At 61.9% G+C, this 25,438-nt stretch carries 22 protein-coding genes; 10 read left to right on the top strand and 12 right to left on the bottom strand.

The window, feature by feature from the left end; all coding sequences use genetic code 11:
• Positions 1 to 128: 128 nt before the first annotated feature.
• The 5 genes from J3P88_RS00635 to J3P88_RS00615 are packed head-to-tail and all read right to left on the bottom strand — an operon-like array spanning position 129 to position 5,857.
• A complete protein-coding gene (locus J3P88_RS00635; RefSeq protein ID WP_434573431.1) occupies positions 129 to 953 on the bottom strand; it encodes a class I SAM-dependent methyltransferase in 825 nt (274 codons plus the stop codon).
• On the bottom strand, positions 947 to 2,101 hold the full coding sequence (locus tag J3P88_RS00630) for an acyltransferase family protein (RefSeq protein WP_186706490.1): 1,155 nt from the start codon (positions 2,099 to 2,101) through the stop codon (positions 947 to 949). The genes J3P88_RS00635 and J3P88_RS00630 overlap by 7 nt, the downstream gene beginning before the upstream one ends.
• Positions 2,098 to 2,970, bottom strand: coding sequence for a class I SAM-dependent methyltransferase (locus tag J3P88_RS00625; protein WP_434573429.1), 873 nt, complete (start codon positions 2,968 to 2,970; stop codon positions 2,098 to 2,100). The genes J3P88_RS00630 and J3P88_RS00625 overlap by 4 nt, the downstream gene beginning before the upstream one ends.
• Complete coding sequence (locus J3P88_RS00620; RefSeq protein ID WP_434573427.1) at positions 2,967 to 4,259, bottom strand: glycosyltransferase; 1,293 nt, start codon at positions 4,257 to 4,259, stop codon at positions 2,967 to 2,969. Before J3P88_RS00620 ends, J3P88_RS00625 begins: the two co-directional genes overlap by 4 nt.
• Positions 4,253 to 5,857 (bottom strand): glycosyltransferase, encoded by a 1,605-nt coding sequence (locus J3P88_RS00615; RefSeq protein WP_434573425.1) that lies wholly within the window; start codon positions 5,855 to 5,857, stop codon positions 4,253 to 4,255. Before J3P88_RS00615 ends, J3P88_RS00620 begins: the two co-directional genes overlap by 7 nt.
• Before the next feature lie 430 nt (positions 5,858 to 6,287).
• On the opposite strand from J3P88_RS00615, the gene J3P88_RS00610 reads away from it, so the two are divergent.
• Genes J3P88_RS00610 through J3P88_RS00575 form a run of 8 tightly spaced genes read left to right on the top strand, consistent with a single transcriptional unit; the run spans position 6,288 to position 15,294 of the window.
• The gene (locus tag J3P88_RS00610; RefSeq protein ID WP_434573423.1) at positions 6,288 to 7,202 is read left to right on the top strand and encodes a GDP-mannose 4,6-dehydratase; all 915 of its coding nucleotides are present in this window, start codon (positions 6,288 to 6,290) and stop codon (positions 7,200 to 7,202) included.
• Positions 7,199 to 8,167: a GDP-mannose 4,6-dehydratase gene (gmd, locus tag J3P88_RS00605; RefSeq protein ID WP_186706486.1), complete on the top strand. Its 969-nt coding sequence runs from the start codon at positions 7,199 to 7,201 to the stop codon at positions 8,165 to 8,167. Before J3P88_RS00610 ends, gmd begins: the two co-directional genes overlap by 4 nt.
• Positions 8,168 to 8,170: 3 nt before the next feature.
• Positions 8,171 to 9,622: a mannose-1-phosphate guanylyltransferase/mannose-6-phosphate isomerase gene (locus J3P88_RS00600; RefSeq protein WP_434573420.1), complete on the top strand. Its 1,452-nt coding sequence runs from the start codon at positions 8,171 to 8,173 to the stop codon at positions 9,620 to 9,622.
• Entirely contained in the window at positions 9,613 to 10,410 is a 798-nt protein-coding gene (locus tag J3P88_RS00595) for an ABC transporter permease (RefSeq protein ID WP_434573418.1), read from the top strand. Before J3P88_RS00600 ends, J3P88_RS00595 begins: the two co-directional genes overlap by 10 nt.
• The gene (locus J3P88_RS00590; protein WP_434573416.1) at positions 10,410 to 11,675 is read left to right on the top strand and encodes an ABC transporter ATP-binding protein; all 1,266 of its coding nucleotides are present in this window, start codon (positions 10,410 to 10,412) and stop codon (positions 11,673 to 11,675) included. The genes J3P88_RS00595 and J3P88_RS00590 overlap by 1 nt, the downstream gene beginning before the upstream one ends.
• The gene (locus J3P88_RS00585) at positions 11,672 to 13,042 is read left to right on the top strand and encodes a glycosyltransferase family 4 protein (protein ID WP_434573414.1); all 1,371 of its coding nucleotides are present in this window, start codon (positions 11,672 to 11,674) and stop codon (positions 13,040 to 13,042) included. Before J3P88_RS00590 ends, J3P88_RS00585 begins: the two co-directional genes overlap by 4 nt.
• Positions 13,033 to 14,163: a glycosyltransferase family 4 protein gene (locus tag J3P88_RS00580; protein ID WP_434573413.1), complete on the top strand. Its 1,131-nt coding sequence runs from the start codon at positions 13,033 to 13,035 to the stop codon at positions 14,161 to 14,163. The genes J3P88_RS00585 and J3P88_RS00580 overlap by 10 nt, the downstream gene beginning before the upstream one ends.
• Positions 14,164 to 15,294, top strand: coding sequence for a glycosyltransferase family 4 protein (locus J3P88_RS00575; protein WP_434573411.1), 1,131 nt, complete (start codon positions 14,164 to 14,166; stop codon positions 15,292 to 15,294).
• A 171-nt stretch (positions 15,295 to 15,465) separates the two neighbouring features.
• Here J3P88_RS00575 and J3P88_RS00570 read toward each other — a convergent pair whose 3' ends face one another.
• Both J3P88_RS00570 and J3P88_RS00565 read right to left on the bottom strand, forming a co-directional pair.
• Complete coding sequence (locus tag J3P88_RS00570) at positions 15,466 to 16,092, bottom strand: glutathione S-transferase family protein (protein ID WP_434573409.1); 627 nt, start codon at positions 16,090 to 16,092, stop codon at positions 15,466 to 15,468.
• A gap of 125 nt (positions 16,093 to 16,217) precedes the next feature.
• Positions 16,218 to 17,120 (bottom strand): LysR family transcriptional regulator, encoded by a 903-nt coding sequence (locus J3P88_RS00565; RefSeq protein ID WP_186728429.1) that lies wholly within the window; start codon positions 17,118 to 17,120, stop codon positions 16,218 to 16,220.
• A gap of 331 nt (positions 17,121 to 17,451) precedes the next feature.
• Between J3P88_RS00565 and J3P88_RS00560 the strand changes: the two genes are divergently transcribed.
• On the top strand, positions 17,452 to 19,674 hold the full coding sequence (locus J3P88_RS00560; RefSeq protein ID WP_434573407.1) for an LTA synthase family protein: 2,223 nt from the start codon (positions 17,452 to 17,454) through the stop codon (positions 19,672 to 19,674).
• Between the two features lie 53 nt (positions 19,675 to 19,727).
• Here J3P88_RS00560 and J3P88_RS00555 read toward each other — a convergent pair whose 3' ends face one another.
• The gene (locus J3P88_RS00555; RefSeq protein ID WP_434573405.1) at positions 19,728 to 20,717 is read right to left on the bottom strand and encodes an aspartate-semialdehyde dehydrogenase; all 990 of its coding nucleotides are present in this window, start codon (positions 20,715 to 20,717) and stop codon (positions 19,728 to 19,730) included.
• Positions 20,718 to 20,847: 130 nt separating this feature from the next.
• Here J3P88_RS00555 and ftrA point away from each other — a divergent pair, with 130 nt between their 5' ends.
• Complete coding sequence (ftrA, locus tag J3P88_RS00550) at positions 20,848 to 21,834, top strand: transcriptional regulator FtrA (RefSeq protein ID WP_186728432.1); 987 nt, start codon at positions 20,848 to 20,850, stop codon at positions 21,832 to 21,834.
• Here the strand turns inward: ftrA and nudK are convergent.
• The 4 genes from nudK to J3P88_RS00530 form a co-directional block, all read right to left on the bottom strand.
• The gene (gene nudK / locus J3P88_RS00545; RefSeq protein WP_186706474.1) at positions 21,831 to 22,427 is read right to left on the bottom strand and encodes a GDP-mannose pyrophosphatase NudK; all 597 of its coding nucleotides are present in this window, start codon (positions 22,425 to 22,427) and stop codon (positions 21,831 to 21,833) included. The two genes, ftrA and nudK, sit on opposite strands and share 4 nt — an antisense overlap.
• Positions 22,428 to 22,676: 249 nt before the next feature.
• Entirely contained in the window at positions 22,677 to 23,510 is an 834-nt protein-coding gene (nadE, locus tag J3P88_RS00540; RefSeq protein ID WP_434573403.1) for an ammonia-dependent NAD(+) synthetase, read from the bottom strand.
• Position 23,511: 1 nt separating this feature from the next.
• Positions 23,512 to 24,741: a nicotinate phosphoribosyltransferase gene (pncB, locus tag J3P88_RS00535; RefSeq protein WP_186706472.1), complete on the bottom strand. Its 1,230-nt coding sequence runs from the start codon at positions 24,739 to 24,741 to the stop codon at positions 23,512 to 23,514.
• Between the two features lie 9 nt (positions 24,742 to 24,750).
• On the bottom strand, positions 24,751 to 25,398 hold the full coding sequence (locus J3P88_RS00530; protein WP_186706471.1) for a nicotinamidase: 648 nt from the start codon (positions 25,396 to 25,398) through the stop codon (positions 24,751 to 24,753).
• Positions 25,399 to 25,438: the final 40 nt, after the last annotated feature.

Here is a 25,438-nt window from a genome sequence, read left to right as displayed (position 1 = left end):
CCCGGATCCTGGCGAATATCTGTGGCGAGGGAGCTTGCTCCCGCTTGGGTGCGCAGCGCCCACCAAATGGGGGTCGCTTCGCAACCCAGCGGGAGCAAGCTCCCTCGCCACAAAAGGCGCCCTTGCTGCTAGGGGAGCGCGCCAGGCTTACGCGCAATAATCACCTGACTCTTGGCCACCACCGCGTCCAGCGCCTGCTTGATCTCCACACCACGCGGCGAATTCAGTATGGCTTGCCAAGTGTCGGCCCAATGATTGAGCAACGGGTGGTCGGGGTTGCTGAAATCAACCTTGGCCTCCCAGAACAACAGCATCCACATCGACCAATAGAATCCGTATTGGCTGTGGCTCAACACTTCCAAGCCGGCCTCGCTGACCATCGCCTTGAACTGCTCTTCGCTGATGATGCGAATGTGGTTGGGCTTGCGGAAGTACTCCGGCGCGGCGATGTCCTTTTGCAGGTCTTCGGAACTGGGGTGCGGCACGCTCAGCAGGTACAGCGCACCGGGCTGGCCGACCCGCACCAGCTCGGCGAGGAATTGCGCCGGGTCGTCGACGTGCTCGATGACTTCGGTGGATACCACCCGGGTGGCCGTGGCGTCGGCAATCGGCAGCGGGTTGCAGTCGGTCACGTGGCACTCGACTTCGCGCGCGGGGGTGTCGCTCAAGCGCTGGCGAGTGGCTTCGACCTTGGCCGCGTCGATGTCGGCAATGATGATCTTCGCCCCACGCATTCCACAAAAATGCACGTTGCCGCCGTCGCCGCAGCCCACGTCCAGCAGCGTGTCTTCAGGCGTCACCGGGAAACCCGTGAACAGTTCGCCGGTTTGCTGGTTGAACCAGCCGCTGAGCATCGCATCGTGCAGCCCGAGCATATACGGGTCGACTTTCTCGGCGGCCGGCTCGGCGGGCGCGGGCAGGCCCGTGGTGAGTTTCTTCAAAAGGCTCAGCATGTCGGGGCTCCAGGGAGAGGAAGGACGGTTCGGGCGGCGGACAGGCGTTCAACCAGCCGGGCACCACGGTTGCGCATGGGCATTTCGACCCAGCGGTAATTGAGCTCGCTCAACAGCCCGATCAATAACAACGCACACGCCAGGGCCGGCCAGGGATGGCTTGCCGGGTCCGGCGAGCCCAAGGGGGCGAAACGAAACCACAATTCGCGCAGCAGGAAAAACACCGGGATGTGGATCAGGTAGATCCCATAGGAACGACTGCCCACCCAAGTCAGCGCCGTTTTCAGTCGACCGCGGGGCAACAGATAATCCCGATCATACGAGGCCACCCAGACCAGCACGGCGCTGAGCACGGCAATGACCCCGAGACGGTAGAACGACAAATTGAAGTGCTCGGTGGCGATCCAGGCCATCACGCTGCCAAGGCCCAGCACCAGCAGCAGGCCCAAGGGGGGGCGGCGCAACCACGTGGGCTCGAAGCGCCAGTAGCTGGGCCGCAAGCTCCAGATCGACAACAACACACCCAGCGCCAAGGCATCGGTACGAATCACCGACAACCACAGCGCCCGCCAAGTGAAGAATTGCACCAGCACCACCGCCAGCAACACCCACACCAGATAGCGACGCGAGACGAACACCAGCAACGGCAGGATCAGATAGAACTGCTCTTCCAGCGACAGCGTCCAGTACACGAAGCTTGCGCCGTATTCGTACTGCATGAACGCATCGGCAAAACGCAGGTTGGCGAATTGCAGGAAACCGGCCAGCGTCGCCTGCAGGTTGGCCTGCACGCTGCCAAACGCGCCGGAGCGGTTCAGGAAGAACACCGCGAACAGCACCAGTAGCAGCCAGAGCCAGGCCGACGGCAACAGGCGAAACGCCCGGCGAATCCAGAAGTCCCGGGTGATGGCCCAGAATTGCCGGGGATTGTCGCAGCGCCGCAACTGCGGGATCAGGCTGCGTCCGATGACAAACCCGGAAATCGCGAAGAACAGGTCCACGCCCCACCACAGCTGGAAACTGTCGGCCAGGGCCGCCAGGCGCGGCCATCCGCCAGGAAATGGCATGCCTTGCAGGTGATGGAACAACACGCCGATCACCGCAACAGCGCGCAACAACTCGATGTCCATGATCCGCTTGCTGCTCATGAAGGACTCCCGGAAGAACGATCGGGTTTACGCGCGATGATGACCTGGCTCTTGGGCATGAACCGGTCCAGCCCCTGCTTGATCGCCAAGCCGTCGGGCTGCGCCAGCAGGTCCTGCCAGAGCCTCGCCCAGCGCTCCATCAACGGTGGGTACGGCGCCTGGATACGGTCGCGCACGGCCCCCTCGAGGTCCCGGCCCGCCGCCCGTTCGCTGGCCCAGAAGAAAATCATGCCCATGACCCAGAAAAATCCGCTGGCCTGACGATGCTCGATCACCAGCCCGGCGTCTTCCACCAGCGCGGCGAATCGTTCGGCAGTGAAAATCTGTACATGGTTGGGCGCTTGAAAGTAGCCCGGCGGCGCGATGCCTTGCTGCAAATGCTCGCCCACCGAAGCCGGCACGCTGAGCAGGTACTGCGCCCCGGGCCGGCCCATGCGCACCAGTTCGGCCATGAACGGCGCTGGATCATGGATATGCTCGAGCACTTCCATGCAGACGATCTTGTTCGCACAGCCATCGGCCAGGGGCAGCGGCAGGCTGTTGCTGACCAGGCCCAGGAACGGCGCGGCGGCCTGGGCTTCGACCTGGCGGGCGAGGTCGCGCACCTTGTCCTGTTCGCTGTCGGTAAAGATCACGGACGCGCCCTGGCGCATTGCAAACAGGGTCGCCACGCCTTCGCCGCAGCCGACATCCAGTAAAGTATCCTCGGCCGTGATGGCAAAGCCCTTGAGCAACTCACCGGTTTCACTGCAAAACCAACCGTCGAGCATCGCGTCGTAGAGGCCGGCATCCCGGGGCGAAACGGCCGCCGTCGGCGGTGGCGAGGGTTCGACCGGAGGCCTGAGCCCGGCCAGCCATCGGCGGATCATGGTTGCTGCGCGTTCCGGTGCCGCTCGGGTATGGCTTCAAAAAACGCCCGCAAACGCTGCTCGGCGTTGGCCTGGCTGCAGAATTTTTCCAGGCTGCGCACGGCGTGGGCCGACATCCGGCGATAACGCTCGGGGTCGTTCTTGGCCACGTCATAACTGGCGCGATAGGCCAAACACAGCGAGTCCCAATCGGTGACATACCGCAGGGTGCGGTATGCGGCACGCGGGTCGTGGGGCCAGGCGGTCAATTCCTCGGTCGACTCCACTATGAAGGCGTTGTCAGGGTCGATGTAGTCGGCCATCGCCGTGTTCAGCGGCGCAATCGCCGGACGGCCGCACGACATGAACTCCATCAACGGCAGGCACTGCCCTTCGCCGTAGGAACTGTTGACCACGTACCGGGTGGCTTCCACCAGTCGTTCGTAGTCCGCGTCCGCCAGGTAACCGTGTATCAGCACGATGCGACAGCGGTACGACTGGTTCTTGTAGACATGGTGGAGCATGTCGGTCAGCGCGGCGCTGACGTCGTGATGAGTCAGCTTGAGCACCAAGGTTGCGTCGGCAACGTCGCGAAATGTCGTGCAAAACGCGCTGATCATGTCCTTCCAGTTCTTGCGACCGTCGTAAGGATTGAACACGGAGGTGTAAATCACACCGTCCAGCAGTAACTCGCAATCCTCGGCCGGGCCGTCCAGCACCAGCGGCATACCGGCCTGATGCGCCGGTGGGCCATACGGCCGCAGGTCGGTGGTGCGGCTGTCGATCAACAGGCCGTGCAATTGCAGGCGCATGTGATCCACTGTCGGCCGCTGGGCCAGCGCCGCCCCACGGGCGGCAAAGCGGTCCCATACCGGCGCGGCGACGGCGGCGATGGGGAAGTCCGCCCCCATCACCTCGCGAACGGTTTTGACCGTGAAGCTGGAATGGGTGATCGCCATGCCGGTTGCGCCCAGGACCACCCGCCAATCGTGCCGGGGCTCGCCCTGCCAGCTTTCGGTGGGGACGGTGCTGAACTCCCAGGCAAACACCGGGATCGTCGGACAGGCGTAGTGGGCGGCAGTGCGGTGCGGCGGTGAAAACGACAGGAATACGCAATCCTCGCCGCGCCCCAGGCAATCGGCATAAAGCGGGTCGACCTCTTCGTCAGGTCGAGTCACTTCGACGACCTGCCCCAACCGCTCCAGCACCGGGCGGAACTCCTTGAGCACGAAGTAATAGCTGTACTCGGGCTTGCCGAGGTTTTCCAGGATGTTGCTCTGGTTGGTTTCCGAATAAATGATGATCAACATGAGGCGGTACCTGCCTGGGCCACCCGCGACAGCCCTTCATCACAGCCTGGCGCCGCCAGGAAATCCGCCAGGCGCTGCTGCACCGGGGCGAACCCGCAATAGCGGCGCATCCGCTCGCTCGCGGCAACGGCCATGGCCTGGTAGGCCTGCGGCTGGTGCTTGGCCATGGCGTAGCTCTGTTCATAGGCGAGTTTCAATGAACCCCAGTCGGGCCGATGGCGCAGGGTGCGATACAAGATGCGCGAGTCTTCCGGCCAGATCGTGGGTTCGCGGCTGGACTTGACGATGAAGGCTACTTCGGTATCGATGTAGTCGCGCATCGCCGTGTGGTCCGGCGCGATGGCCGGGCGGGCGCAGGACATGAATTCCATCAGCGGCAGGCACAGGCCTTCGCAACGGGACGCGTTGACGTAGAAACTCGCCGCGCCATACAGCCGGGCGAACTGTTCGTCCTCCAGGTAACCGTGCATCACCACCACCCGGCAACTGAATGGCGACAGCTGGGACAGCAGCGTCAGCAGCTCGACGTAGTAGGTCGACAGATCGTTCTGGGTCATCTTCAGCACCAGCGTGGCGTCTTCGACGTCGCGTAGCGCCCAACAGAAGGCGGTGATCAACTGATGCCAGTTCTTGCGACCGTCATCAGGGTTGAACACGCTGACGTACACCACCCCGCTGACGTCGGTTTCCGCCATCTGGCTGGTGTCCGGCAGGACGGCTTGGGGATGTTCCGGTGGCGCGGGCTCAGGAACGGGCTCGACGACTAACGGCGGCGCTGGCCCCCTCAGGACCCGGCTGGTGGCAACGCGTACCGGCACCGGAATCAGGTCGCGGACCGCCTCGCGATACCAGCACAGCAGGTTGTGCTTGAACAGCCAGACGGGGCCCTGCTCGCTCCCGCCGGTGAAGGCGCGGACGACTTCGCGCAGGTAATGACGGGAAATGAATGCCCGCCGCCGCCAAGTCAGCGGCGGCGGTACGATGCCCGGATCAATGCCAGGCTCTGGTTCCGGCTCACCTTCGAAAATCGGCGCGATCAAGCCATCCGCCGACAACCCGAGGGGCCGACTGTCGATGATGCAACCCTTGATCTGCAAGGTCGTTCCGGGGTTGACCGGCCGGCTTGGGTGTTGCTCACGAACCGCCGCGAAACGCTCCCACAGTGGCGTGGGCAACACCAGCACTGGGAAATCCTCACCCAACGTCCGACGGATCGCCTCGGCCGTGTGGCTGGACAAGGTAATCACCCGGCCATGACGGGCCAGCGTGCGGCTCCAGTCATGCCGCGGGTCGTCATCCCAGTGCTCGGCCGGGATCGAATCGAACTCCCAGGCCACTACGCAGACCATCGGGCACAGCAGGTCGAGCGGGGTCTTGTGCGGGGGGGAAAACGAAAGGAACAAGCAGTCCTGTCCGGCCTGCCGCAACGTTTGATAAAGCGGATCGACCTCTGCGACCGACGACACCACATGCACCGGCCCCAGGCTTTCCAGCACGGGGCGATAGGCCTTGAGCACGAAGTAATAGCTGTACTCAGGGCGACCGAGGCTCTGACTGATGGAGTGATCGTTTACATCCGAGTAAAGAATGAAATTCATGGCATCCCATCATGGCGCCGCCATCCCGGCAGCCCCAACTTCATGACGGTCGAGTCACGCATCGAGCCGGCCCGGGAGCCGCCACGCGTCGTTCATCTTGCTACCCGTCTCGTTCTTGTTTTTTTAATGGTCCCGTCCCTTGCGGTTTGATCCGAAGATCGGAACCAGGGGCAAGTGTGACGAGGGGCATTCTAAACACATCCGCCAAGGGTTCGTGAACCGCTCGATGTGAATAAACCCGCTATAAATATGAGAACTGGTCAGTCACGGTTTGCGCTGTTGAAATTGCGGCGAAATTGGCACAGATTGGCAACCAAACAACTACAACAAAAGCTTCGCTAAGCTGATCGTTGAGTGACTTTTCCCCGATCTTACGGAAATTTCCTACTCCATTCGCGATAGACGAAGTCACCGTAAAGGGGGCTGGTGCTTGAAAAAACGTCTGTTCGTTACGGGCCTCAGCGGCTTCGTTGGACGTCACCTCAATTCTCGACTGAACGGTCATGATTCGGCCTGGCAGGTGATGCCTGTCGCCGCGCGCTACGACCTGACGGATGCCAAGACCCTGGAGGGCCTCTGGCCCGAGGTTCCCGACGCCGTGATCCACCTGGCGGGCCAGACCTTTGTCCCTGAAGCCTTCCGCGACCCGGCACGCACCCTGAACATCAACCTGTTGGGCACCTTGAACCTGCTCCAGGCCCTCAAGGCCCGGGGGTTCACCGGCACGTTCCTGTATGTCAGCTCCGGTGACGTCTATGGTCAGGTCAGCGAAGACCGGCTGCCGATTACCGAACTGCAAGCACCCGCCCCACGCAACCCGTACGCCGTGAGCAAGCTGTCGGCCGAACTGCTGAGCCTGCAATGGGGCATGAGCGAAGGCTGGCCGGTGCTGGTGGCTCGCCCGTTCAATCACATCGGCCCCGGCCAGAAGGACAGCTTCGTCATTGCCAGCGCCGCCCGGCAAATCAGCCTGATCAAGCTGGGCCTGCAACCGGCCCGGTTGCAGGTGGGCGATATCGACGTGACCCGCGACTTCCTCGATGTCGGCGATGTGATTTCGGCCTACCTGAGCCTGCTGGAAAAAGGCGCCCCGGGGCAGGTCTACAACATCTGCTCGGGTCGCGAGCAGAGCATTCGCAGCCTGATCGAACAACTGGGCGATATCGCCCAGGTCGATGTGCAACTGATCCAGGACCCTGCGCGTCTTCGCCGCGCAGAACAGCGTCGCGTCTGTGGTAGCCCTGCCAAGCTACGACAGGCCACCGGATGGACGCCCGAAACAACAACACAACAATCCTTGCGGGCGATCCTGTCCGACTGGGAGATACGGGTACAACAAGAATGAAAAGTGCATTGATCACAGGGATCACCGGCCAGGACGGCGCGTATCTGGCCAAGTTGCTGCTCGACAAGGGTTACAAAGTCCACGGTCTGGTGGCGCGACGCAGCAGCGACTCGCGCTGGCGGCTGCGAGAGATGGGCATCGAACAAGACATCGTTTATTTGGACGGTGACATGGCCGATGCCTGCTCGGTGCAGCGGGCGGTGATCAAGTCGGCGCCGGACGAGGTGTATAACCTGGCCGCGCAAAGCTTCGTCGCGGCCTCCTGGGACCAGCCGGTGACCACCGGCATCGTCGACGGGCTGGGGGTCACCCATCTGCTCGAAGCCATTCGCCAGTTCAGTACGCAGACCCGTTTCTACCAGGCCTCCACCAGCGAAATGTTCGGCCTGATCCAGGCCGAGCAGCAGGACGAGCACACCCCGTTTTACCCACGCAGTCCCTATGGCGTCGCGAAACTGTACGGCCACTGGATCACCGTCAATTACCGGGAAAGCTTCGGCCTGCACGCCAGCAGCGGCATCCTGTTCAACCACGAATCACCGCTGCGCGGCATCGAGTTCGTGACCCGCAAGGTCACCGACGCCGCCGCGCGCATCAAGCAGGGCAAGCAGCAGGAGTTGCGCCTGGGCAATATCGACGCCAAGCGCGATTGGGGCTTTGCCGGCGATTACGTCGAGGCCATGTGGCTGATGTTGCAACAGGACACCCCCGACGATTACGTAGTGGCCACTGGCGTCACCACCACCGTGCGCGAGATGTGCAGGATCGCCTTCGAACATGTGGGCCTGGACTACCGTGACTTCGTCAAGATCGACCCGGCGTTTTTCCGCCCGGCCGAAGTCGAGGTGTTGCTCGGCAACCCGGCCAAGGCCCAACGCGTCCTGGGCTGGAAGCCCCGGACCGACCTCGACACCCTGATCCGCATGATGATGGATGCGGACATGAAACGCGTCGCCAAGGAGTAGGCCATGCTCATTCCTGTGATTCTCTCCGGCGGAGCCGGGACGAGGTTGTGGCCGGTGTCCCGCGAGGGTCATCCCAAGCCGTTCATGCGCTTACCCGACGGCCAATCGTTGCTGGGCAAAACCTACCGGCGTGCCGCGGGGTTGTTCGATGGCCGGGGCGATATCGTCACGGTCACCAATCGCGAATACTATTTCCAGAGCCGCGATCACTATCAAAGTGCCCACCTGGAACGTCACCGTGGTCACTTCGTCCTCGAACCCACGGGCCGCAACACCGCGCCGGCCATTGCCACGGCCACCCTCGCCATTCAGGCGTTGCATGGTGACGAGGCGATCCTGGTGGTCATGCCGGCCGATCATTTGATCCAGGACGAGGCGGCCTTCCAGGCATCGGTGGCGCACGCCGTGGAACTGGCGAAGAGCGGTCACCTGGTGACCTTGGGCGTGCTGCCCTCGGCGCCGGAAACCGGATTCGGCTATATCGAACGGGGCCAGCCGCTGGACACCAAGGGCGCGGCCAAGGTCGTTCGCTTCGTCGAAAAGCCCGACTTGCCGACCGCCACGCAGTATTTGGAAAGCGGCCGTTTCTTGTGGAACTCAGGAATGTTCTGCTTCTCGGTCAAGACCCTCTTGGCGGAGTTGCAAGCCCACGCCCCCGAGCTGCTGGAACAGGCGCGCGCCTGCGTCGCGGCCAGCACGGCGGTGGAAACCTCAGGGTGCGTGCAGCAGGAATTGTCCGCGGCGCATTTCGCCGACATGCCAGACATCTCCATCGACTATGCCCTGATGGAGCGCTCCGCCAATGTCGTGGTGATCCCGGCCACATTCGATTGGAGCGATATTGGTTCCTGGAGCGCCGTCGCCGGCCTGGTGCCCGCCGACGCGCAGAACAACCGCGCCACCGGCGAGGCCCTGTTCATCGACAGCCAGCACAACTTCGTCCAGAGCGAAGGCCGTCTGGTGGCGGCCCTGGGCGTGGAAAACCTGATCATCATCGACACCGCCGACGCCGTGCTGGTGGCCCATGCCGACCGCGCCCAGGATGTGCGCCGCGTCGCCCGGCAACTCAAGGACAAGGCGCACGAAGCCTATCGCCTGCATCGCACGGTCAGCCGCCCATGGGGCAGTTATACCGTGCTTGAAGAAGGGCCACGCTTCAAGATCAAGCGCATCGTGGTCAAGCCTGGCGCGTCGCTGTCGCTGCAAATGCACCACCATCGCAACGAACACTGGGTGGTGGTCGAAGGCATGGCCAAGGTCACCAACAATGGCTCGGGTTCGCACCTGGTCGCCAAGAATGAATCGACCTTCATCCCGGCCGGACACAAACATCGTCTGGAGAATCCCGGCGTGATCGATCTGGTGATCATCGAAGTGCAAAGTGGCGAATATCTGGGGGAAGACGACATCGTTCGCTTCGAAGACCACTACGGCAGGGTCGACGCATGTTGCTGAGCTTGCCCCACTCCCTGTGGAATTACCGCGGCTTCGTCCTGGGCAGCGTCAAGCGCGAGTTCCAGGCGCGGTATCGCAACTCGTTGTTCGGCGCGTTGTGGACGGTGCTCAACCCGTTGTCGATGATCCTCGTCTACACGGTGATTTTTTCCCACATCATGCGTGCCCGCCTGCCCGGGGTCGAAGATGGCATGGCCTATAGCGTCTACCTCTGCGCCGGGCTGCTGACCTGGGGCTTGTTCGCGGAAATCACCACCCGCAGCCAGGGCATGTTCCTGGAAAACGCCAACCTGCTGAAAAAGATCAGCTTCCCGCGGATCTGCCTGCCGGTGATCGTGCTCTTCAACGCGGGCATCAACTTCGCGATCATCCTTGGGCTGTTTCTCGGTTTCCTGTTGATCACCGGACGCTGGCCAGGCATGACCTTGCTGGCCCTGGTGCCGCTGCTGGCCCTGCAAGTGATGTTCGCCGCCGGGCTGGGCATGCTGCTGGGGATCCTCAATGTGTTTTTCCGCGATGTCGGGCAGCTGTTCGGCATTTGCCTGCAATTCTGGTTCTGGTTCACGCCGATCGTCTACCCGATGACGATCCTGCCGCCGTCGATCCAGCAACTGCTCGCGTTCAACCCCATGACCGCCCTGATGCAGAGCTACCAGAACCTGTTTCTCTATAACCAGTGGCCGGTCTGGAGTTCGCTGGTGCCGTTGCTGGTGCTCGCCCTGCTGTTGTGCGCCCTGGGCTTGCGCATGTTTCGCCGGCGCGGCGGTGAAATGGTGGATGAACTCTGATGGGACATTTGCGTGTCACCGGCCTGGGCAAGGCCTACAAGCAGTATCCGAACCGCTGGAGCCGGCTGTTGGAGTGGTTGATTCCCTTTTCCCGCCAGCGTCACCACCTGCACTGGATCCTCCAGGGTGTGGATTTCGAGATCCAGCCCGGGGAAGCCGTTGGCATCGTCGGGGTCAACGGCGCCGGCAAAAGTACGTTGCTCAAGATGATCACCGGCACCACCCAACCCACCTGCGGCCACATCCAGCTACAAGGCCGCGTTGCCGCGTTGCTGGAACTGGGCATGGGCTTTCATCCGGATTTCACCGGTCGCCAGAACGCGTTCATGGCCGGTCAGTTGCTGGGCATGCAGGTGGAGGAAATCGAAGCCCTGATGCCCGAGATCGAGGGCTTCGCCGAAATCGGCGAGGCCATCGACCAGCCGGTACGCACCTATTCCAGCGGCATGCAGATGCGCTTGGCGTTCAGTGTCGCCACCGCCCGGCGCCCGGACATCCTGATCGTCGACGAAGCGCTGTCGGTGGGCGACGCCTACTTCCAGCACAAGAGCTTCGAGCGCATCCGCAGCTTCCGCAAGGCCGGCACCACGCTGCTGATCGTGTCCCATGATCGCTCGGCGATCCAGTCGATCTGCGACACCGCGATCCTGCTCGAACACGGGCGCATGGCCATGCGCGGCAAACCGGAAGAGGTGATGGATTACTACAACGCGATGCTGGCCCAGCGCGAAGGCCAAGTGGTCCGCCAGGAAATGCTCGCCAGCGGTCAGGTGCGGACCATTTCCGGCACCGGCGAGGCCGGCATCGTCGATGTGCAGTTGCTCAACAGCCAGGGGCAGTCGGTGGAAGTGGCCGAGATCGGCCAGCCGATGGTGCTGCAAGTGCGGGTCGAGATCCGCCAGGACATCGAACGGCTGGTACTGGGCTTTTTGATCAAGGACCGCCTGGGCCAGCCCATGTACGGCATCAACACCCATCGCCAGGACAAGGCCGTGACCGACCTCAAGGCCGGCGAACAGATCACCTTCCGCTTCAGTTTCGACATGCGCCTGGGCAAGGGCAATTACTCCGTCGCGCTCAGCCTGTCGCGGCTGGACTCGCACCTGGACCGTAATTTCGAATGGCGCGACTACGGATTGGTGTTCCACGTGATCAATAATCGCCAGGAGGATTTCGTCGGCTGTTCCTGGCTCCAGGCCCGGACCAGTATCCAGCGTTCGAGCCAAACGGCCGTCGAGGCGGTACCGCAAAAGGAGTTGCCATGAGCCGTCTGTTGGTGGATTGCACCTATGTATACGACCACCCGAATGACAACTCCGGCATCCAGCGAGTGGTGCGCAACGTCATTCGTGAATTGCCGGCCAAGGATCGGGAGCGCGAATGCATTCCCGTGGTGATGCTGCAGGGCAAGCTGTACGAAGTGAAAAGCCTGGCCCCTTTGCCCACGAACGGACTGGATCTGGCCAGTCTGCGAGCACGGCTGGTACAGTTCGCCAACCTGTTCTGGCTCAGGCAGCGGACCCTCGAACAACGGCGCCCCTTCAGCCAGTCGATCTGGGCTCGCCGCTTCTTGTACGTGGCTTGCCGACTGTTCTCCCTGGCGTGCTTGAGCCTCCCCATTCGAATCCTCGATCGTCTCCTCAAACGCAAGCCAGTCCCGGCACGCAGCGTACCGCTGGCACATCGGGCCGGCGATCAGCTGGTGTTGCTGGACTCTTCCTGGCACTCAGGTTTCTTTCCCCTGGCCGAACAGCTCAAGCGTGATGGCGTCGGGATCATCTCAGTGGTCTACGACCTGATTCCCCTGACCCATCCGCAATTCTGCGACGCCGGACTGGTCAAGGTGTTCAACCATTGGTTCGACTGGATCGCCCGCACCGCCGACGGCTACATCGCCATTTCCACCACCATCCGCGACCAGCTTCGCCAGGAAATGGTCCGGCGCATTGGCGAGCAAGAGGTGCGCAAGCGCTGGTTCGACTATTTCCACCTGGGCAGCGAACTGGACCTGGTTGACGCCACCCAACCCGTCGACCCGAACTTGTTGCGGCTGTTCAAGCGCCCCGAGCCGGTGTTCCTGATGGTGAGCACCATCGAGCCGCGCAAAAACCACGCTTACCTGCTCGATGCCTTCGAACGGGCCTGGGCCGCCGGTTCACAAGCGCGACTCTGCATCGTCGGCAAGATCGGCTGGAAATGCGAAGCCCTGATCGAGCGCATTCAACGCCATCCGCAGCTCGACAGCCGCCTGTTCATGTTCAACAACCTGGAGGACCAAAGCCTGGAACACGCCTACCGACACGCCACGGCGCTGGTGTTCCCGTCCTATGTGGAGGGCTTCGGCCTGCCGTTGGTAGAAGCCATGCAACGCGGCTTGCCGGCGATGGGCAGCGACATTGAAGTGTTTCGGGAAATCGGCGGAGAGTTCATGGCCTATTTCGATCTCGACGATCCCCAAAGCCTGGCGAACCTGGTCATCGACATGGAGCGCACCGGGGTATTCCCGGCCAAGCGCAACCTGGATCAATGGCAATGGCTGAGCTGGCGCCAGGCCAGTGCGCAATTGGTGGAGCGAATCGAGGGCCACATTATTGGTGCAGCGATCGTCGACAGGGAAACAACATGCGGATAGCCCTCAACGCACGCATTCTCCAGGCGCCCCGCACCGGTATCGGCCACTACGTAGCGGAACTGGCGACTGCCTTGGCGCGGGAGCCGGACGTACAGTTGTCGTTGTTCCACGGTTGGGGCTGGAGCCCGCAGTTGCCACCAACAGCCAAGCCAGGCTATTCCAAGCTGAGCCCGTTGCTGCGACGGGTTCCGGGCGCCTACCAAGCGCGGCGCTGGCTGGAGCAGAAACGCTTCGATCAAGGCCGTTCAAAGGCTATCGACCTGTATCACGAACCCAGCCTGTGGCCGTTGGCTTTCGAAGGGCCGACGGTGATCACCCTCCATGACCTCACGCACCTGCGCTACCCCGAGACGCAGCCACCGGCACGCCTGAAGGAAATCGAGCGACGGCTCAGCCGCGCAGTGGAACAGGCCCAATTGATTCTGACCGACTCGCAATTCATCGCCGATGAAGCCCAGCAATATTTCGGCATTCCCGCCGAGCGCCTGAGGGTCGCGCCGCTTGGGGTGGCGACACGTTTCCACCCGCGCGAACCGGAAGCGATCGACAGCGTGCTCAAGGCCCATGGGCTGGAGCACGGCCGATACTTTCTCTGTGTCGGCACCCTGGAGCCACGCAAGAACCTGTCATTGGCCTTGCGCGCTCATGCCGGGCTTCCTGAGTCCATACGTCAGGCTTTTCCTTTGTTCATTGTAGGAATGAGCGGATGGCAACAGGCACAGCTCAATGATGAGTTGAAACGCGCCCTGGCAGATGGTCATGTCTGCCTGGCGGGGTATCTGCCTGACGAACAGGTCGCCCAGCTGTTGGCGGGGGCCCGGGCACTGATTTTCCCGTCGTTCTACGAAGGCTTTGGCCTACCGGTGCTTGAAGCCATGGCCAGCGGCACGCCGGTAATGACCACCCGCTGCTCGGCGATGCCGGAAGTGGCCGGGGCGGCTGGCATTTATTGCGAGCCCGACGATCCACAAGGCATGCGCGACGCCATGCAGCGGTTGATTGAGGATCGCCCGCACTGGCAGGCGTGTCGGGAAGCAGGCTTACAACAGGCAGCGCTGTTTTCCTGGGAGCGCTGTGCAAAGGTCACGGCTCAGGCGTATCGCCAGGTCTTGGGAGGTTGAATGCGAGTCCTGCACTTTTACAAAACCTATTTGCCAGACTCCATGGGTGGCATCGAACAGGTTATCTTCCAGCTGTGCGACAGCACCGACCGGTTGAGTATCGATAACACCGTGTTGGCCCTGAGCGGGCAACCGGCGTCGGAGCCGATCAAGATCCGCCAGCATGTGGTTCATCAAGCTCGAATGGACTTCCAGCTAGCATCCACCGGCTTCTCCTACAGCGTTTTCAAGAAATTCCGTGAACTGGCCGCCGAAGCGGACGTGATCAATTTCCACTTCCCCTGGCCGTTCATGGACCTGGTGCACTTTTGCAGCGCCGCGAAAAAACCCTACGTCGTGACCTACCATTCGGACATCGTTCGCCAACGGCACCTGCTCACGCTCTATCGACCGCTGATGCGACGTTTCCTGGACGGCGCGGATCGGATCGTCGCAGCCTCGCCGAACTATGTGCATACCAGCGATGTGCTCAAGGCATACAGGGCCAAGACCCGGATTATCACCTACGGCCTGAACAAGAGCAGTTATCCACAGCCCGACGCCGAGCGCATGGCGGGGTGGAAGGCCAGACTGGGTGAGCGGTTCTTTTTGTTCGTGGGGGTGATGCGTTATTACAAAGGCCTGCACATTCTGCTCGACGCCCTCAAAGGCGTGAATTATCCCGTGGTCATCGTGGGCGCCGGTCCATTGGAAAAACAACTGCATGCCCAGGCGGCGGCACTGGGCCTGCGCAACCTGCATTTCCTCGGGCGACTGGGGGACGAAGACAAGGTTGCGCTGCTGGAACTGAGTTATGCCATCGTGTTCCCTTCGCACCTGCGCTCCGAAGCCTTTGGCATCTCCCTGCTCGAAGGCGCGATGTTCGGCAAGCCGATGATCTCCAGCGAAATCGGCACTGGCACCAGCTACATCAATATCCACGAAGAAACCGGCCTGGTGGTGCCACCGAGCAACCCCGAGGCATTCCGCGAGGCGATGCGCACCCTGTGGGAAAACCCGGCGCAGGCCCAGGCAATGGGGGCCAGGGCCGAAGCCCGTTATCGTCAGCTGTTCACGTCCGAAGAGATGGGCCACAAGTGGGTGCAGCTGTACGAGGAACTGCTGGAGGAAAAGGCGCTTTCCTACGCCTGATCCCACCTCACGATAGAGCGACGCAATCCTATGTGGCGAGGGGATTTATCCCCGCTGGGCTGCGCAGCAGCCCCTTGCTCTCGTTCTGACAAACCGCGACGGCCGATACTTCTAGGGGGCCGCTTCGCGCCCCAGCGGGGATAAATCCCCTCGCCACACCCATTCAAGTGCTCATGAATGCTTTTGCAACCCGACAACCGTCCGCGGCATGCCCACGAACCCGGGCAAGGCTTCGATCCGCGCCAGCCAGGCCCGCACATTGGCGTAGTCCTCCAACGACACATTGCCTTCCGGTGCATGGGCGATATAGCTGTAGCCGGCGATGTCCGCGACGGTCGCCGCGTCACCCGCCAGGAAAGCACGGGCGCTCAATTCCTGATCAATGACGTTCAACACAGTGTGGGACCGGGCAATCACGTCCTCAGCGTTGTAGGCCGCGCCAAACACCGTGATCAGCCGCGCCGTGGCCGGCCCCGCATGGATCGGCCCGGCCGCCGCCGACAACCAGCGTTGCACCCGGGCGGCACCGACTGGATCGGTGGGCAGCCAGCGGCCCTTGCCATATTTTTGCGCCAGGTACACGAGGATCGCGTTGGAGTCCGCCAGCACCACACCGTTATCATCGATGACCGGTACTTGGCCAAACGCATTGAGCGCAAGGAAATCCGCCTGTTTGTGCGCGCCCTTGGCCAAGTCGACAAAGATCTCCTCGACCGGCAGTTCGAGTAACGACAGCATCAGTTGAACGCGATGGGAATGGCCGGAAAGCGGGAAGTGATAGTGCTTGATCGGGTTCATGGTCGACTCCGCTGGAAGTGACGCCATCAGCACAACGGCGTCGATGGGGTCATCTTCCGCCCAAGGCAAAAACAAGAGAATCACCTGCAGATGCAATCCATTGTTTCAGCCAGAGAAACAATGCTTCAGCCGCTCAAGGCTGGATGTTCGCGCAATGCACTGACAACAAAATCGACAAAACTGCGGACCCGCGCCGGCGCATTGCGCCCGCCTTGGTACACCACATGGATCGGCAGCGGCGGCAATTCGAAATCGGCCAGGACGATTTCCAGCTCACCGGCGGCCACGTTGCCCGCCACCTGATAAGACAGGATTCGCGTCATCCCCAGTCCCTGACAAGCGGCGGTAATCGCCGCCTGGTTGGCCGTCACTACCAACCGCGGCACGGGCCGGACGGCCAACGGTTGGCCTGAATCGATGAAGGTCCAGCTTTTGACCTGGCCAATGGCCGATGACGCCACCACGGGCATTCGCTCCAGGTCATCCGGATGCCGGGGCCGCCCGTGGCGCGCGAAGAAATCCGGGGAGCCGCACACCACCCGCCGCACTTCACCGACCCGCACGGCGTGCAGGTTGCTGTCCGGCAGCTCGCCAATGCGCAGGGCAACGTCGATGCCCTCCTCTACCAGACTGACCGTGCGGTCCAACAACAAGGCGTTGATGCTGACCTCGGGGAATCGGTGCAGGTAATCCACTAGCAGCGGCGTGACGAACAATTGCCCAAACAGTACCGGCGCGGTAATCGTCAACTGCCCGCGGGGCTGGACGTGACTGCCAGCCGCCGAATCCTCGGCTTCCTGCAAATCGTTCAGGATCCGCCGACAGTCCTCGAGAAAGCGCTGGCCGGCTTCGCTCAGGTACACGTTGCGAGTGGTACGGACCAGCAGTGGCGTGCCGATGCGTTGCTCCAACGCTGCCACCGCCCGCGTGACGCTGGCCGCCGACAGGCCCAGGCGCCGCGCCGCCGACGAAAACCCCGAAGCCTGGGCCACGGCGAGGAAAACCTGCATTTCCTGGAACCTGTCCATCCATCCCCCCGATGAGAAATCCTGATACAAGTTTTCTGCACGCCTCAAAGCAGCGCGACACGGCCATTGTAGGGGCCTGTGCCAGTGAACCACAGCGTAGCGCAGCCGGACACCGGACCATTGGCCCGGCCAGGGGCGACAGCCCTTGCTACCATCTCTCTTCATGACAGTTTCATGACCGACGGAAGCCCCCTGTGGGAGCGAGCCTGCTCGCGATGGCGGTGTGTCAGTCACTATGAACTCAGCTGATCCGGCGCTATCGCGAGCAGGCTCGTTCCCACAGGGGCAGTGTCCGTTCAGTAGAATGACTTCAACCGAAAGGCCTGCTTTTGTGAACGTTCTTTATCGCGCTTCAACCCATCCCCGCGCCTCGCTCATCGCCCTGATTGGCTGCGTATTGATGGTCCCCATGGGCCTGCGTCTCGCCCTGGGTTGGTCCGACCCGCTGGGTTATCTCTCGGACCTGGGTATCGGCGGGTTGTTGATCGTGCTGCTCCATCGCCGTCCCGGGTGGCTGGCATTCCCGGTATTACTGGCCTGGAGCGCATTGACCCTGGCCAGCATCGAGCTGGTCAGCGCGGTCGGGCGGATGCCCGGTCCTTCGGATATTCATTACCTGACCGACCCGCAGTTCGTTGAAAACTCCACCAGCGGCGGCTTCGCCCATCCGTGGCTGGCCGCGATCCAGTTGGCAGCCCTGGCGTTGTGGCTGGTGAGCCAATGGACCTGCCGCCCCCACCAGGCGCCACGCTTGCCGCGCCGCGCCTGGGCCGTGCCGGTGTTGCTCTTGCTGAGCCACGGCGCACTGCAAGCCTGGCGCCCCAGTGAGGCGGACCAATGGAATGTGTTCAACCTGCCCCACCAACTCGTCACGGCGGGGATCGCCGCCGGGCAGGACCAAGCCCGGCAATGGCTCGATGGCGACACCGTTGACCCAATCCCGCCCATGGAAGGGCTGACCCGCCTGGACCTCGATGGCCGCAAATTGCTGGCCGAACCGGGGCGTGCGCGCAACGTGCTGGTTATCGCCCTGGAAGGCATTCCCGGCGCCTATGTGAGTGCCAATCGCCAGGCCTTGAGAAGCAGCTATCAGGAAAACCTGATGCCACACCTCAGCGCCTGGGCCGAGCGCGGCATGAACACCCCCGATTACGTCCTGCACAGCCACCAGACCATTCGTGGCTTGTACGCGATGCTGTGTGGCGATTACGACAAGCTCGACGACGGCACGCCCAAAGGCGTCGAAATGCTCAACCAGACCCAGCGCAACCAAGCCTGCCTGCCGGCCCAGTTGCGCCAGAACGGCTTTTCCACGCATTTCCTCCAGGGCGCGGGCCTGCGCTTCATGGCCAAGGACCGAATCATGCCGCACATCGGCTTCGACACGACCTTGGGCATGGAGTGGTTCACGCGCCCCGCCTATCTGGAATTTCCTTGGGGCAAGGACGACAAGACGTTCTTCGAAGGCGCGCTGGACTACGTCGGGCAACTGCAACAAGCGGACAAGCCCTGGATGCTGACTCTGCTGACCGTGGGCACGCACCAGCCCTACTCCGCGCCGGACGACTACCTGCAACGCTACGACACGGCCAAGCAGGCGGCGGTGGGTTACCTGGACGACGCACTGGCGAACTTCCTGGCGGGCCTGGAACGCCAGGGCATCCTGGACAATACCCTGGTGGTCATCACCTCGGACGAATCCCATGGCATCGACGATGTGCGGCTGGCCTCGTCCTGGGGGTTCAACCTGACGCTGGCGCCGGAACCATTGCCCCGGATCAAGTCAGGCACCTACGGGCATGTGGACCTGACCGCCTCGATCCTCGATTACTTCGGCTTTGCGGTGCCCAAATCGTTGTCCGGCCGCTCGATGTTCAGGGACTACCCGACGGGTCGGGAAATCATGTCGTTCACCAACGGCAAGCTGCGCTACCACGATGGCAAGGGCACGTTTACCGAATGCGATTTCCTCCAGCATTGCCGTGACTACACCAGCGAAGGCTTCATCGCCGACCGCGTCATCTATGGCGGGCAATACAGCGGCCAGCGTGCCCGATTGATCAGCGCCCGGGCCACCGCCCTGGACCAGACACTGTTGCGCACGCCCTTGAACCAGCATTATCAGTTCGGCAGCACGGACAAAATCCCGTTGCCGGCCCAGGTCACCAACGACTGGACCGACAACCTGATCGGTGCCCAATACCTGGAAATGCCCAAGGGCTCGCAGACCCGCGTCAGCCTGACCATCCGAGCCGTGGAAGCTGACCATGCCGCCTACATTTCCCTCAAGGCCAAGGAGTTCGAGCAGGATGTGCCGATGGACCTGCCGACCGAGGTGGCGGTGACACCCGACCAACCACTGGTGATGAACATCAGTTTCGACAACCCACAGCAGCGCAAGGCGTTTTCCTTCCATCTGCTCGGTCATGGGGTCGGCGCCATCGAGATCAGCGACTTCAGCGTCGTGACCGAACTGCCGGATCAGGCAAGCCAGACGGACCAGCCGCAATACCTGGACGATATGCAGGAAGACAGCGAGGTCCAATCCGGCTGAACAAAATACGCGCAGCCATGGCTGCGCGTTCCAATGTTCGGAGTCGGACCTGATCAATGTTTGATCAATTGCATGATTTCAAATGCATTCAATGCCGCCCCGCGCAGCAGTTGGTCGCCGCTGATGAACAAGTCCAACCCGTACTCGCCGTAGATCAGGTTGTAGCGAATCCGTCCGACTTCCACCGCGTGTTTGTAGGTCGAGGTCATGGGCATCGGATAAGCGCCGTATTCCGGCTCATCCACCACTTCAACCCCTGGCGCGTTGCGTAACAGCTCGCGCACCTGCGCCAGCGACTGGATGGGGGTGTTGAAGCGCAGGCTGAGACTTTCGGCATGGGAACGCAAGGTCGGCACCCGGACCGCGGTGGTGCTGATCGCCAATGCCGGTTCATCGAGCACCTTGCGCAACTCCCAGACCACTTTCATTTCTTCACGGGTGTAACCGTTGGCTTCGAACGAGTCGACCTGGGGAATCACGTTGAAGGCGAGGTTATGGGCGAAGTGCTCGCTGTCATCGCGGTCGCCATAGTCGCTGAAGGACTTAGCCTTCTCCCGCAGTTCCAGCATCGCCGGCTGTCCCGCCCCACTGGCCGCCTGGTACGTAGAGATGATCACGCTCTGCAGCCCGAACGCGTCATGCAGCGGACCCAGCACCATCAGTGCGATGGCTGATGAGCAATTGGGATTGGCGACCAATTTCTCGCCCCTGTAGCGCTGCCCATTGATGGGCGGTACGAGCAAAGGGATATCGTTGTGATAACGGAACGCCGATGAGTTATCGATGACGTAGGAATTTTCCGCCAAGCGCTCACCGTATTCCAAGGCAAAGGCCCCGGAAACACACAGGAAAACGATATCGCACGCGGCGCAACCTTCAAGGGAAAAAGGCTCGATCAGATGTCGCGCCCGCCCCACCGCCAAGCGCTTGCCGGCCGAACGCCCCGAGGCCATGCAGACCACTTCATAGTCGGTATCTTCAAGCAATTGCAGCATGGTCATGCCCACTGCACCGGTGCAGCCCACCACGGCGATTTTCTTCATTTTCCGTCCCTTATCCACCTTTGCAAGGCTCAACCGTCTCGGTGTCCCTGATTGCCTGCGATCGATTGTAGGGAGACGGGCCAGTCCGCTACAGTGCGGCGCAAGACAATAAACGGTGGAATCACGCCAAATGCACGCTCACCCCGGAACCGTGGCGATCCTGGTTTATGAAGGCTTGTGTGTATTCGAATTTGGCATCGCCCTGGAGATTTTCGGCCTGCCGCGCCCGGAACTGGATGTAGCGTGGTATGACCACCAAATCGTCGCCGTCGATCCAGCACCGATGCATGCGCTGGGCGGCCTTCGGATAGCCGTCGACGCGGGGCTCGAAGCCTTGGACAGCGCGCGAACCGTCATCATCCCCGGCTGGCGCAGCCACCACGAACCGCCTCCCGAGGCGTTGCTGCAAGCACTGCGCCGCGCCCACGCCCGCGGCGCACGCCTGTTGTCGATCTGCTCGGGGGTGTTTGCCCTGGCCGCCACCGGGCTGCTCGACGGCAAGACCGCGACCACCCATTGGCAATTCTGCGCGGAACTGGCCGAGCGATTCCCGCTGATCAAGGTTGATCCAAACGTGCTGTATGTCGATTCCGGACCGTTGATCACCTCAGCCGGCAGCGCGGCGGGCATTGACGCCTGCCTGCACCTGATCGCCCGGGATTTCGGCACGCATGTCGCCAACTCCGTGGCCCGTCGCCTGGTCATGGCGCCGCAACGGACCGGCGGGCAGGCGCAATTCATCGTCGCCCCCGTAAGCAAGTCGCCACGCAACGAACTGAGCCGCGTCCTGCAGTGGCTTCGCGAGCACCTGGATCAACCCTTGAGCGTCTGCGACATGGCGGCCCGCGTCGCCATGAGCGAGCGCACCTTCCTGCGGCGCTTCGTCGAGACCACCGGCCTGCCGCCCAAGACCTGGCTGCAACAGGAACGCTTGAACCGGGCCCGGGAGCTGCTGGAAAGCACCGACCAGAGCACGGCCGGCATCGCCCAGGCTTGCGGCTATCGGTCGGTGGAAAGTTTCCGGGCGGCGTTCCGCAACGCTGTCGGTTTGCCGCCCACCGCCTATCGCGAACGATTCGGCAGCGGCGCGCCCCGCCCACAGCAGGCCCGGGGCTAATCCAGCAACCGGTGCAGCTTGGCGTACTGCAACAGCATGATGGTCTTGCCGTCGCAAATTTCCCCGGTCTCGATCATGCCCAAAGCCTGGTCGAGGGACAGCTCCAACACTTCGATCTCCTCGCCTTCGGCTTCCAGGCCACCGCCTTCGTGCTGCTTGTCTTCGTCAAAATATTCGCCGACGAAAAAATGCACCCGCTCCGTCACCGAGCCCGGGCTCATGAAGGCGTCGAACACCTTGCGCACGTCCTGGATGATATAGCCGGTTTCCTCCTGGGTTTCCTTGCGGATGCAGGTGTGCGGATCGTCGTTGTCCAACAGGCCGGCGCAGGTTTCTATCAACAGGTCATCATGCCCGTTGACGAAGGCCGGGAAACGGAATTGCCGGGTCAACACCACGGTTTGCTTGGCCTTGCTGTAGAGCAGGATGGTGGCGCCGTTGCCGCGGTCATAGGTTTCACGCGTCAGTTCGCGCCATTGGCCATTGCGGCCGAGGTAGTCATAGGTGGTCTTGCGCAGCACGTACCAGTCGTCCGAGAGGACTTCGACGTGCTTGATGCGTACACGGTCCTTGATGCCGATTGCCTGTGTCATTTACCCACTCCGTTCAAGGTCAAAAGTCTCCTTTGGAACCCAATGCTGTTCACTTGAGAGAAATGATGGACCTGTGGCCAGAGATTGCTCCCGCTCGGCTGCGAAGCAGTCGTAAACCGGCGTGGGCGGTATGCCTGATGCTCCGCATTGGGCAGGTTTTGGGGCCGCTTCGCGGCCCAGCGGGAGCAAGCTCCCTCGCCACGGGTTTGTCGATTGCCTTAAGTGAACAGCATTGCATTTAGAACCCTATTACAACGATGCAGGGACGCGTGGCAATGCTCGTTTGTGGGCTGTCTTGAGGTAGGCGCATTCAATGATCTGTCGCGCCTGCGACGACACCTCTTCGCCCATCAGGTACGCATCGATTTCCTCATAGCTACAGCCATACGCCACTTCATCCAACTTACCGGGCGCCAGGTCCTCCAAATCCGCGGTCGGCGCCTTGCGCACCAGGTACGCGGGGGCACCCATCGCGTCGGCCAATAATCTCACCTGGGTTTTCGTCAGCCCGGACAGCGGTGCCAGGTCGCAAGCGCCGTCGCCGAACTTGGTGAAGAACCCCATCACCGCCTCCGCCCCATGATCGGTTCCCACCACCAATCCGTTGCTCAAGTTGGCAATGGCGTATTGCGCCAGCATCCGTGCCCGGGCCTTGGCGTTGCCTTTGGTAAAGTCGGTGAGTTCGGCCGAAGATTGCAAGCCGTCGATGGCGATACTGCCCATCAGCCCGTCGACACACGCGGCGATGTTGCTGGTGGTGATCGCGTCCGGTCGGATGAAGTCAAGGGACGCCTTGGCGTCCTGCTCATCGGCCTGGGCCTTGTACGGCAGTCGGACGGCGATAAACCGCGCCGCGTAGTCTTCCCCCCGCAGTTGCTCCACCGCCAACTGGCACAGGCGGCCGGCGGTGAGCGAGTCGACGCCGCCGCTGATCCCCAGCACCAGGGACTGGCAGCCCGACTCGCGCAGGATCTGCTTGATGAACTCGACCCGGCGAGCAATCTCAGTGGCTTCGCCACCCCGAGTAAGTTGGCGGTCGATGCCCAGCTCCCGGGCAATGCGTTCTTGCGCGAGCGTAGTCATATCAGGCTCCCATTTGTGGATTGATCAGGGCGACGTTGAACACTTGGGCGGCGTAGCGCAGGAACGAGGCATCCTCGCAGACGTTCTTGATCGGATCGTCGGAGAACTTCACCACCGGCTCGCCGTGGACCCGCACCAGTTTCATGACAATGCTCAGCGGTTCGACACCGTCGACATCACAGGCCAGGCTGGTGCCCATGCCAAAACCAAATTTGGCCTTGCCGCGAACATGACGCAGGATCGGCAGGCACTTCTCGAAATTGAGGCCATCGGAGAACATCAGGTCCTTGGTGCGCGCGTCGATGCCCAGCGCCTGGTAACGCCCCAGCACCTTGTCCGCCCAGACGATCGGGTCACCGGAATCCTGGCGCAGGCCGTCATAGAGCTTGGCAAAGTACAGGTCGAAATCCTTGAGAAAAAAATCGGTGCTGATGCAGTCCGTCAAGGCGATACCGAGGCGGCCGCGATACTCGCGCACCCAATTTTCCAACGCCGCGTTCTGGCTCTCGCGCAAACGCCCGAGTTGCTGGTGCACCATCAGCCATTGGTGGGCCATGGTGCCGATCAGGGGGAGATCGAACTCGTAAGCTAGGTGCGCGTTACTGGTGCCGACAAAGACGCCAGGAAAATCGCTGCGCATGACGTTCACCACTTCACGCTGGGCCCAGAACGACAGCCGCCGCCGGGTGGAGAAGTCTGAAACGCGAAACTCGGCGAGCTCTTCACGGCTGGCATTTTTCTCCAGCCATTCGAACTTCTGGTACAGCTTGCGAGTGACGTCGGCCAACTCGACTTCGGGGTACTTCTCGCGGTTGCGCAGTTCGCTGACCATCGCCAATACCGGTTGCTCGAACATGATGCAGTGCAGCATCGGCCCGCGGACGCGGATGTGCAGTTGGCCGTCGACTTCCGAAACGTGGATGTAGCGCAAATTGAAGCGAAACAGGCCGAGAAACTGTTCGAAGTCCGGTGTCAGGTACTCACGGAAACGCTTGTTGAACAAAAACCGCTGCTCTCCCTCGCGCAGTTGCAACCCGGCGAGTTTTTCCAGTTCGACACGAATGTCCGGGATCAGGTGACCGAGCCGCTCCTTGGAACGCACGATGAACTGGTATTCCACCTCGACATTCGGGTGCTGGTGCAAGACCGCCTGCATCATGGTGAAGGTGTAGTAGTCGGTATCCAGAAGACTCTGGATGGTGCCGCTGTTTGTGTCGAATGCACTGTCCATGTCTGTTCCTTATGCGTTTGCCAAGCGGAGGATGTCTTCGCGCGTCGCGGCGACCGAGATGCCCGCTTGCTGCATGTCGGCAATGGCTTGAACGGCCCCCTGCTCACTGATGGCCCGGCAGGCCGGAAGGTGAACGATCACCTTGAAGCCAGCGGCGGCCAGTTGCAGCGCGGTGGTCTTGACGCAGAAGTCCAGCGCCAGCCCACCAACGATGACCTGCTCCACAGCCTGGCCTTTGAGGTACTCGATCACCCCGGTGGACAGCTTGCCGTGCAGGTCGTGGTAGCAGGCGCCGTACGGGTGCAAATCCGGCTCGACGCCCTTCCAGACGAAATAGTCGTAGTCGTAGGGGGTCGGCAGTTGGTCCAGCAAGGCGAAACCTTCGGTGCCGGGAACGCAGTGGCTGACCCAAGTGATGTCGGCGTGCTCCAGCCCGGTCGGCACGAACATCTGTGCGTGATCGGCGACCACCCAAGGGGCCTTGGGCGAATGGGCGTCCTTGCTGCCGATGCGGAGGCTGGCCAGGGACGCGATGAAATTCAGCTCACCGGCAATCTGGTCACCGCCCGGCACCGGGAGCTCATCGGGGCATAGCGGCGTGAAGCTCTTTTGCGCATCGACATCGAAGGAAGCGGTTTTCCGGGTCAGGCTGTTCATGCTGGGTTTCTCCTCTTCATGGCCACGAGAGTACATAAGG

The sequence above is a fragment of the Pseudomonas sp. Z3-6 genome (genome assembly GCF_051131985.1).
Classification (GTDB): Bacteria; Pseudomonadota; Gammaproteobacteria; order Pseudomonadales; family Pseudomonadaceae; genus Aquipseudomonas; species Aquipseudomonas zanjanensis.
Note: the sequence above shows the minus strand (reverse complement) of the source record. Positions and strands in the feature narration are given on the sequence as shown.

Bases quoted from the DNA above. Each gene is read 5' to 3' on its own strand.
- ftrA (WP_186728432.1), top strand. From the start codon at position 20,848: ATGCACGCTCACCCCGGAACCGTGGCGATCCTGGTTTATGAAGGCTTG.
- J3P88_RS00595 (WP_434573418.1), top strand. From the start codon at position 9,613: ATGTTGCTGAGCTTGCCCCACTCCCTGTGGAATTACCGCGGCTTCGTC.
- pncB (WP_186706472.1), bottom strand. From the start codon at position 24,741: ATGGACAGTGCATTCGACACAAACAGCGGCACCATCCAGAGTCTTCTG.
- nadE (WP_434573403.1), bottom strand. From the start codon at position 23,510: ATGACTACGCTCGCGCAAGAACGCATTGCCCGGGAGCTGGGCATCGAC.
- gmd (WP_186706486.1), top strand. From the start codon at position 7,199: ATGAAAAGTGCATTGATCACAGGGATCACCGGCCAGGACGGCGCGTAT.
- J3P88_RS00620 (WP_434573427.1), bottom strand. From the start codon at position 4,259: ATGTTGATCATCATTTATTCGGAAACCAACCAGAGCAACATCCTGGAA.
- J3P88_RS00580 (WP_434573413.1), top strand. From the start codon at position 13,033: ATGCGGATAGCCCTCAACGCACGCATTCTCCAGGCGCCCCGCACCGGT.
- J3P88_RS00600 (WP_434573420.1), top strand. From the start codon at position 8,171: ATGCTCATTCCTGTGATTCTCTCCGGCGGAGCCGGGACGAGGTTGTGG.
- J3P88_RS00575 (WP_434573411.1), top strand. From the start codon at position 14,164: ATGCGAGTCCTGCACTTTTACAAAACCTATTTGCCAGACTCCATGGGT.
- J3P88_RS00625 (WP_434573429.1), bottom strand. From the start codon at position 2,970: ATGATCCGCCGATGGCTGGCCGGGCTCAGGCCTCCGGTCGAACCCTCG.
- nudK (WP_186706474.1), bottom strand. From the start codon at position 22,427: ATGACACAGGCAATCGGCATCAAGGACCGTGTACGCATCAAGCACGTC.
- J3P88_RS00630 (WP_186706490.1), bottom strand. From the start codon at position 2,101: ATGAGCAGCAAGCGGATCATGGACATCGAGTTGTTGCGCGCTGTTGCG.
- J3P88_RS00635 (WP_434573431.1), bottom strand. From the start codon at position 953: ATGCTGAGCCTTTTGAAGAAACTCACCACGGGCCTGCCCGCGCCCGCC.
- J3P88_RS00585 (WP_434573414.1), top strand. From the start codon at position 11,672: ATGAGCCGTCTGTTGGTGGATTGCACCTATGTATACGACCACCCGAAT.
- J3P88_RS00530 (WP_186706471.1), bottom strand. From the start codon at position 25,398: ATGAACAGCCTGACCCGGAAAACCGCTTCCTTCGATGTCGATGCGCAA.
- J3P88_RS00570 (WP_434573409.1), bottom strand. From the start codon at position 16,092: ATGAACCCGATCAAGCACTATCACTTCCCGCTTTCCGGCCATTCCCAT.
- J3P88_RS00615 (WP_434573425.1), bottom strand. From the start codon at position 5,857: ATGAATTTCATTCTTTACTCGGATGTAAACGATCACTCCATCAGTCAG.
- J3P88_RS00555 (WP_434573405.1), bottom strand. From the start codon at position 20,717: ATGAAGAAAATCGCCGTGGTGGGCTGCACCGGTGCAGTGGGCATGACC.
- J3P88_RS00590 (WP_434573416.1), top strand. From the start codon at position 10,410: ATGGGACATTTGCGTGTCACCGGCCTGGGCAAGGCCTACAAGCAGTAT.
- J3P88_RS00565 (WP_186728429.1), bottom strand. From the start codon at position 17,120: ATGGACAGGTTCCAGGAAATGCAGGTTTTCCTCGCCGTGGCCCAGGCT.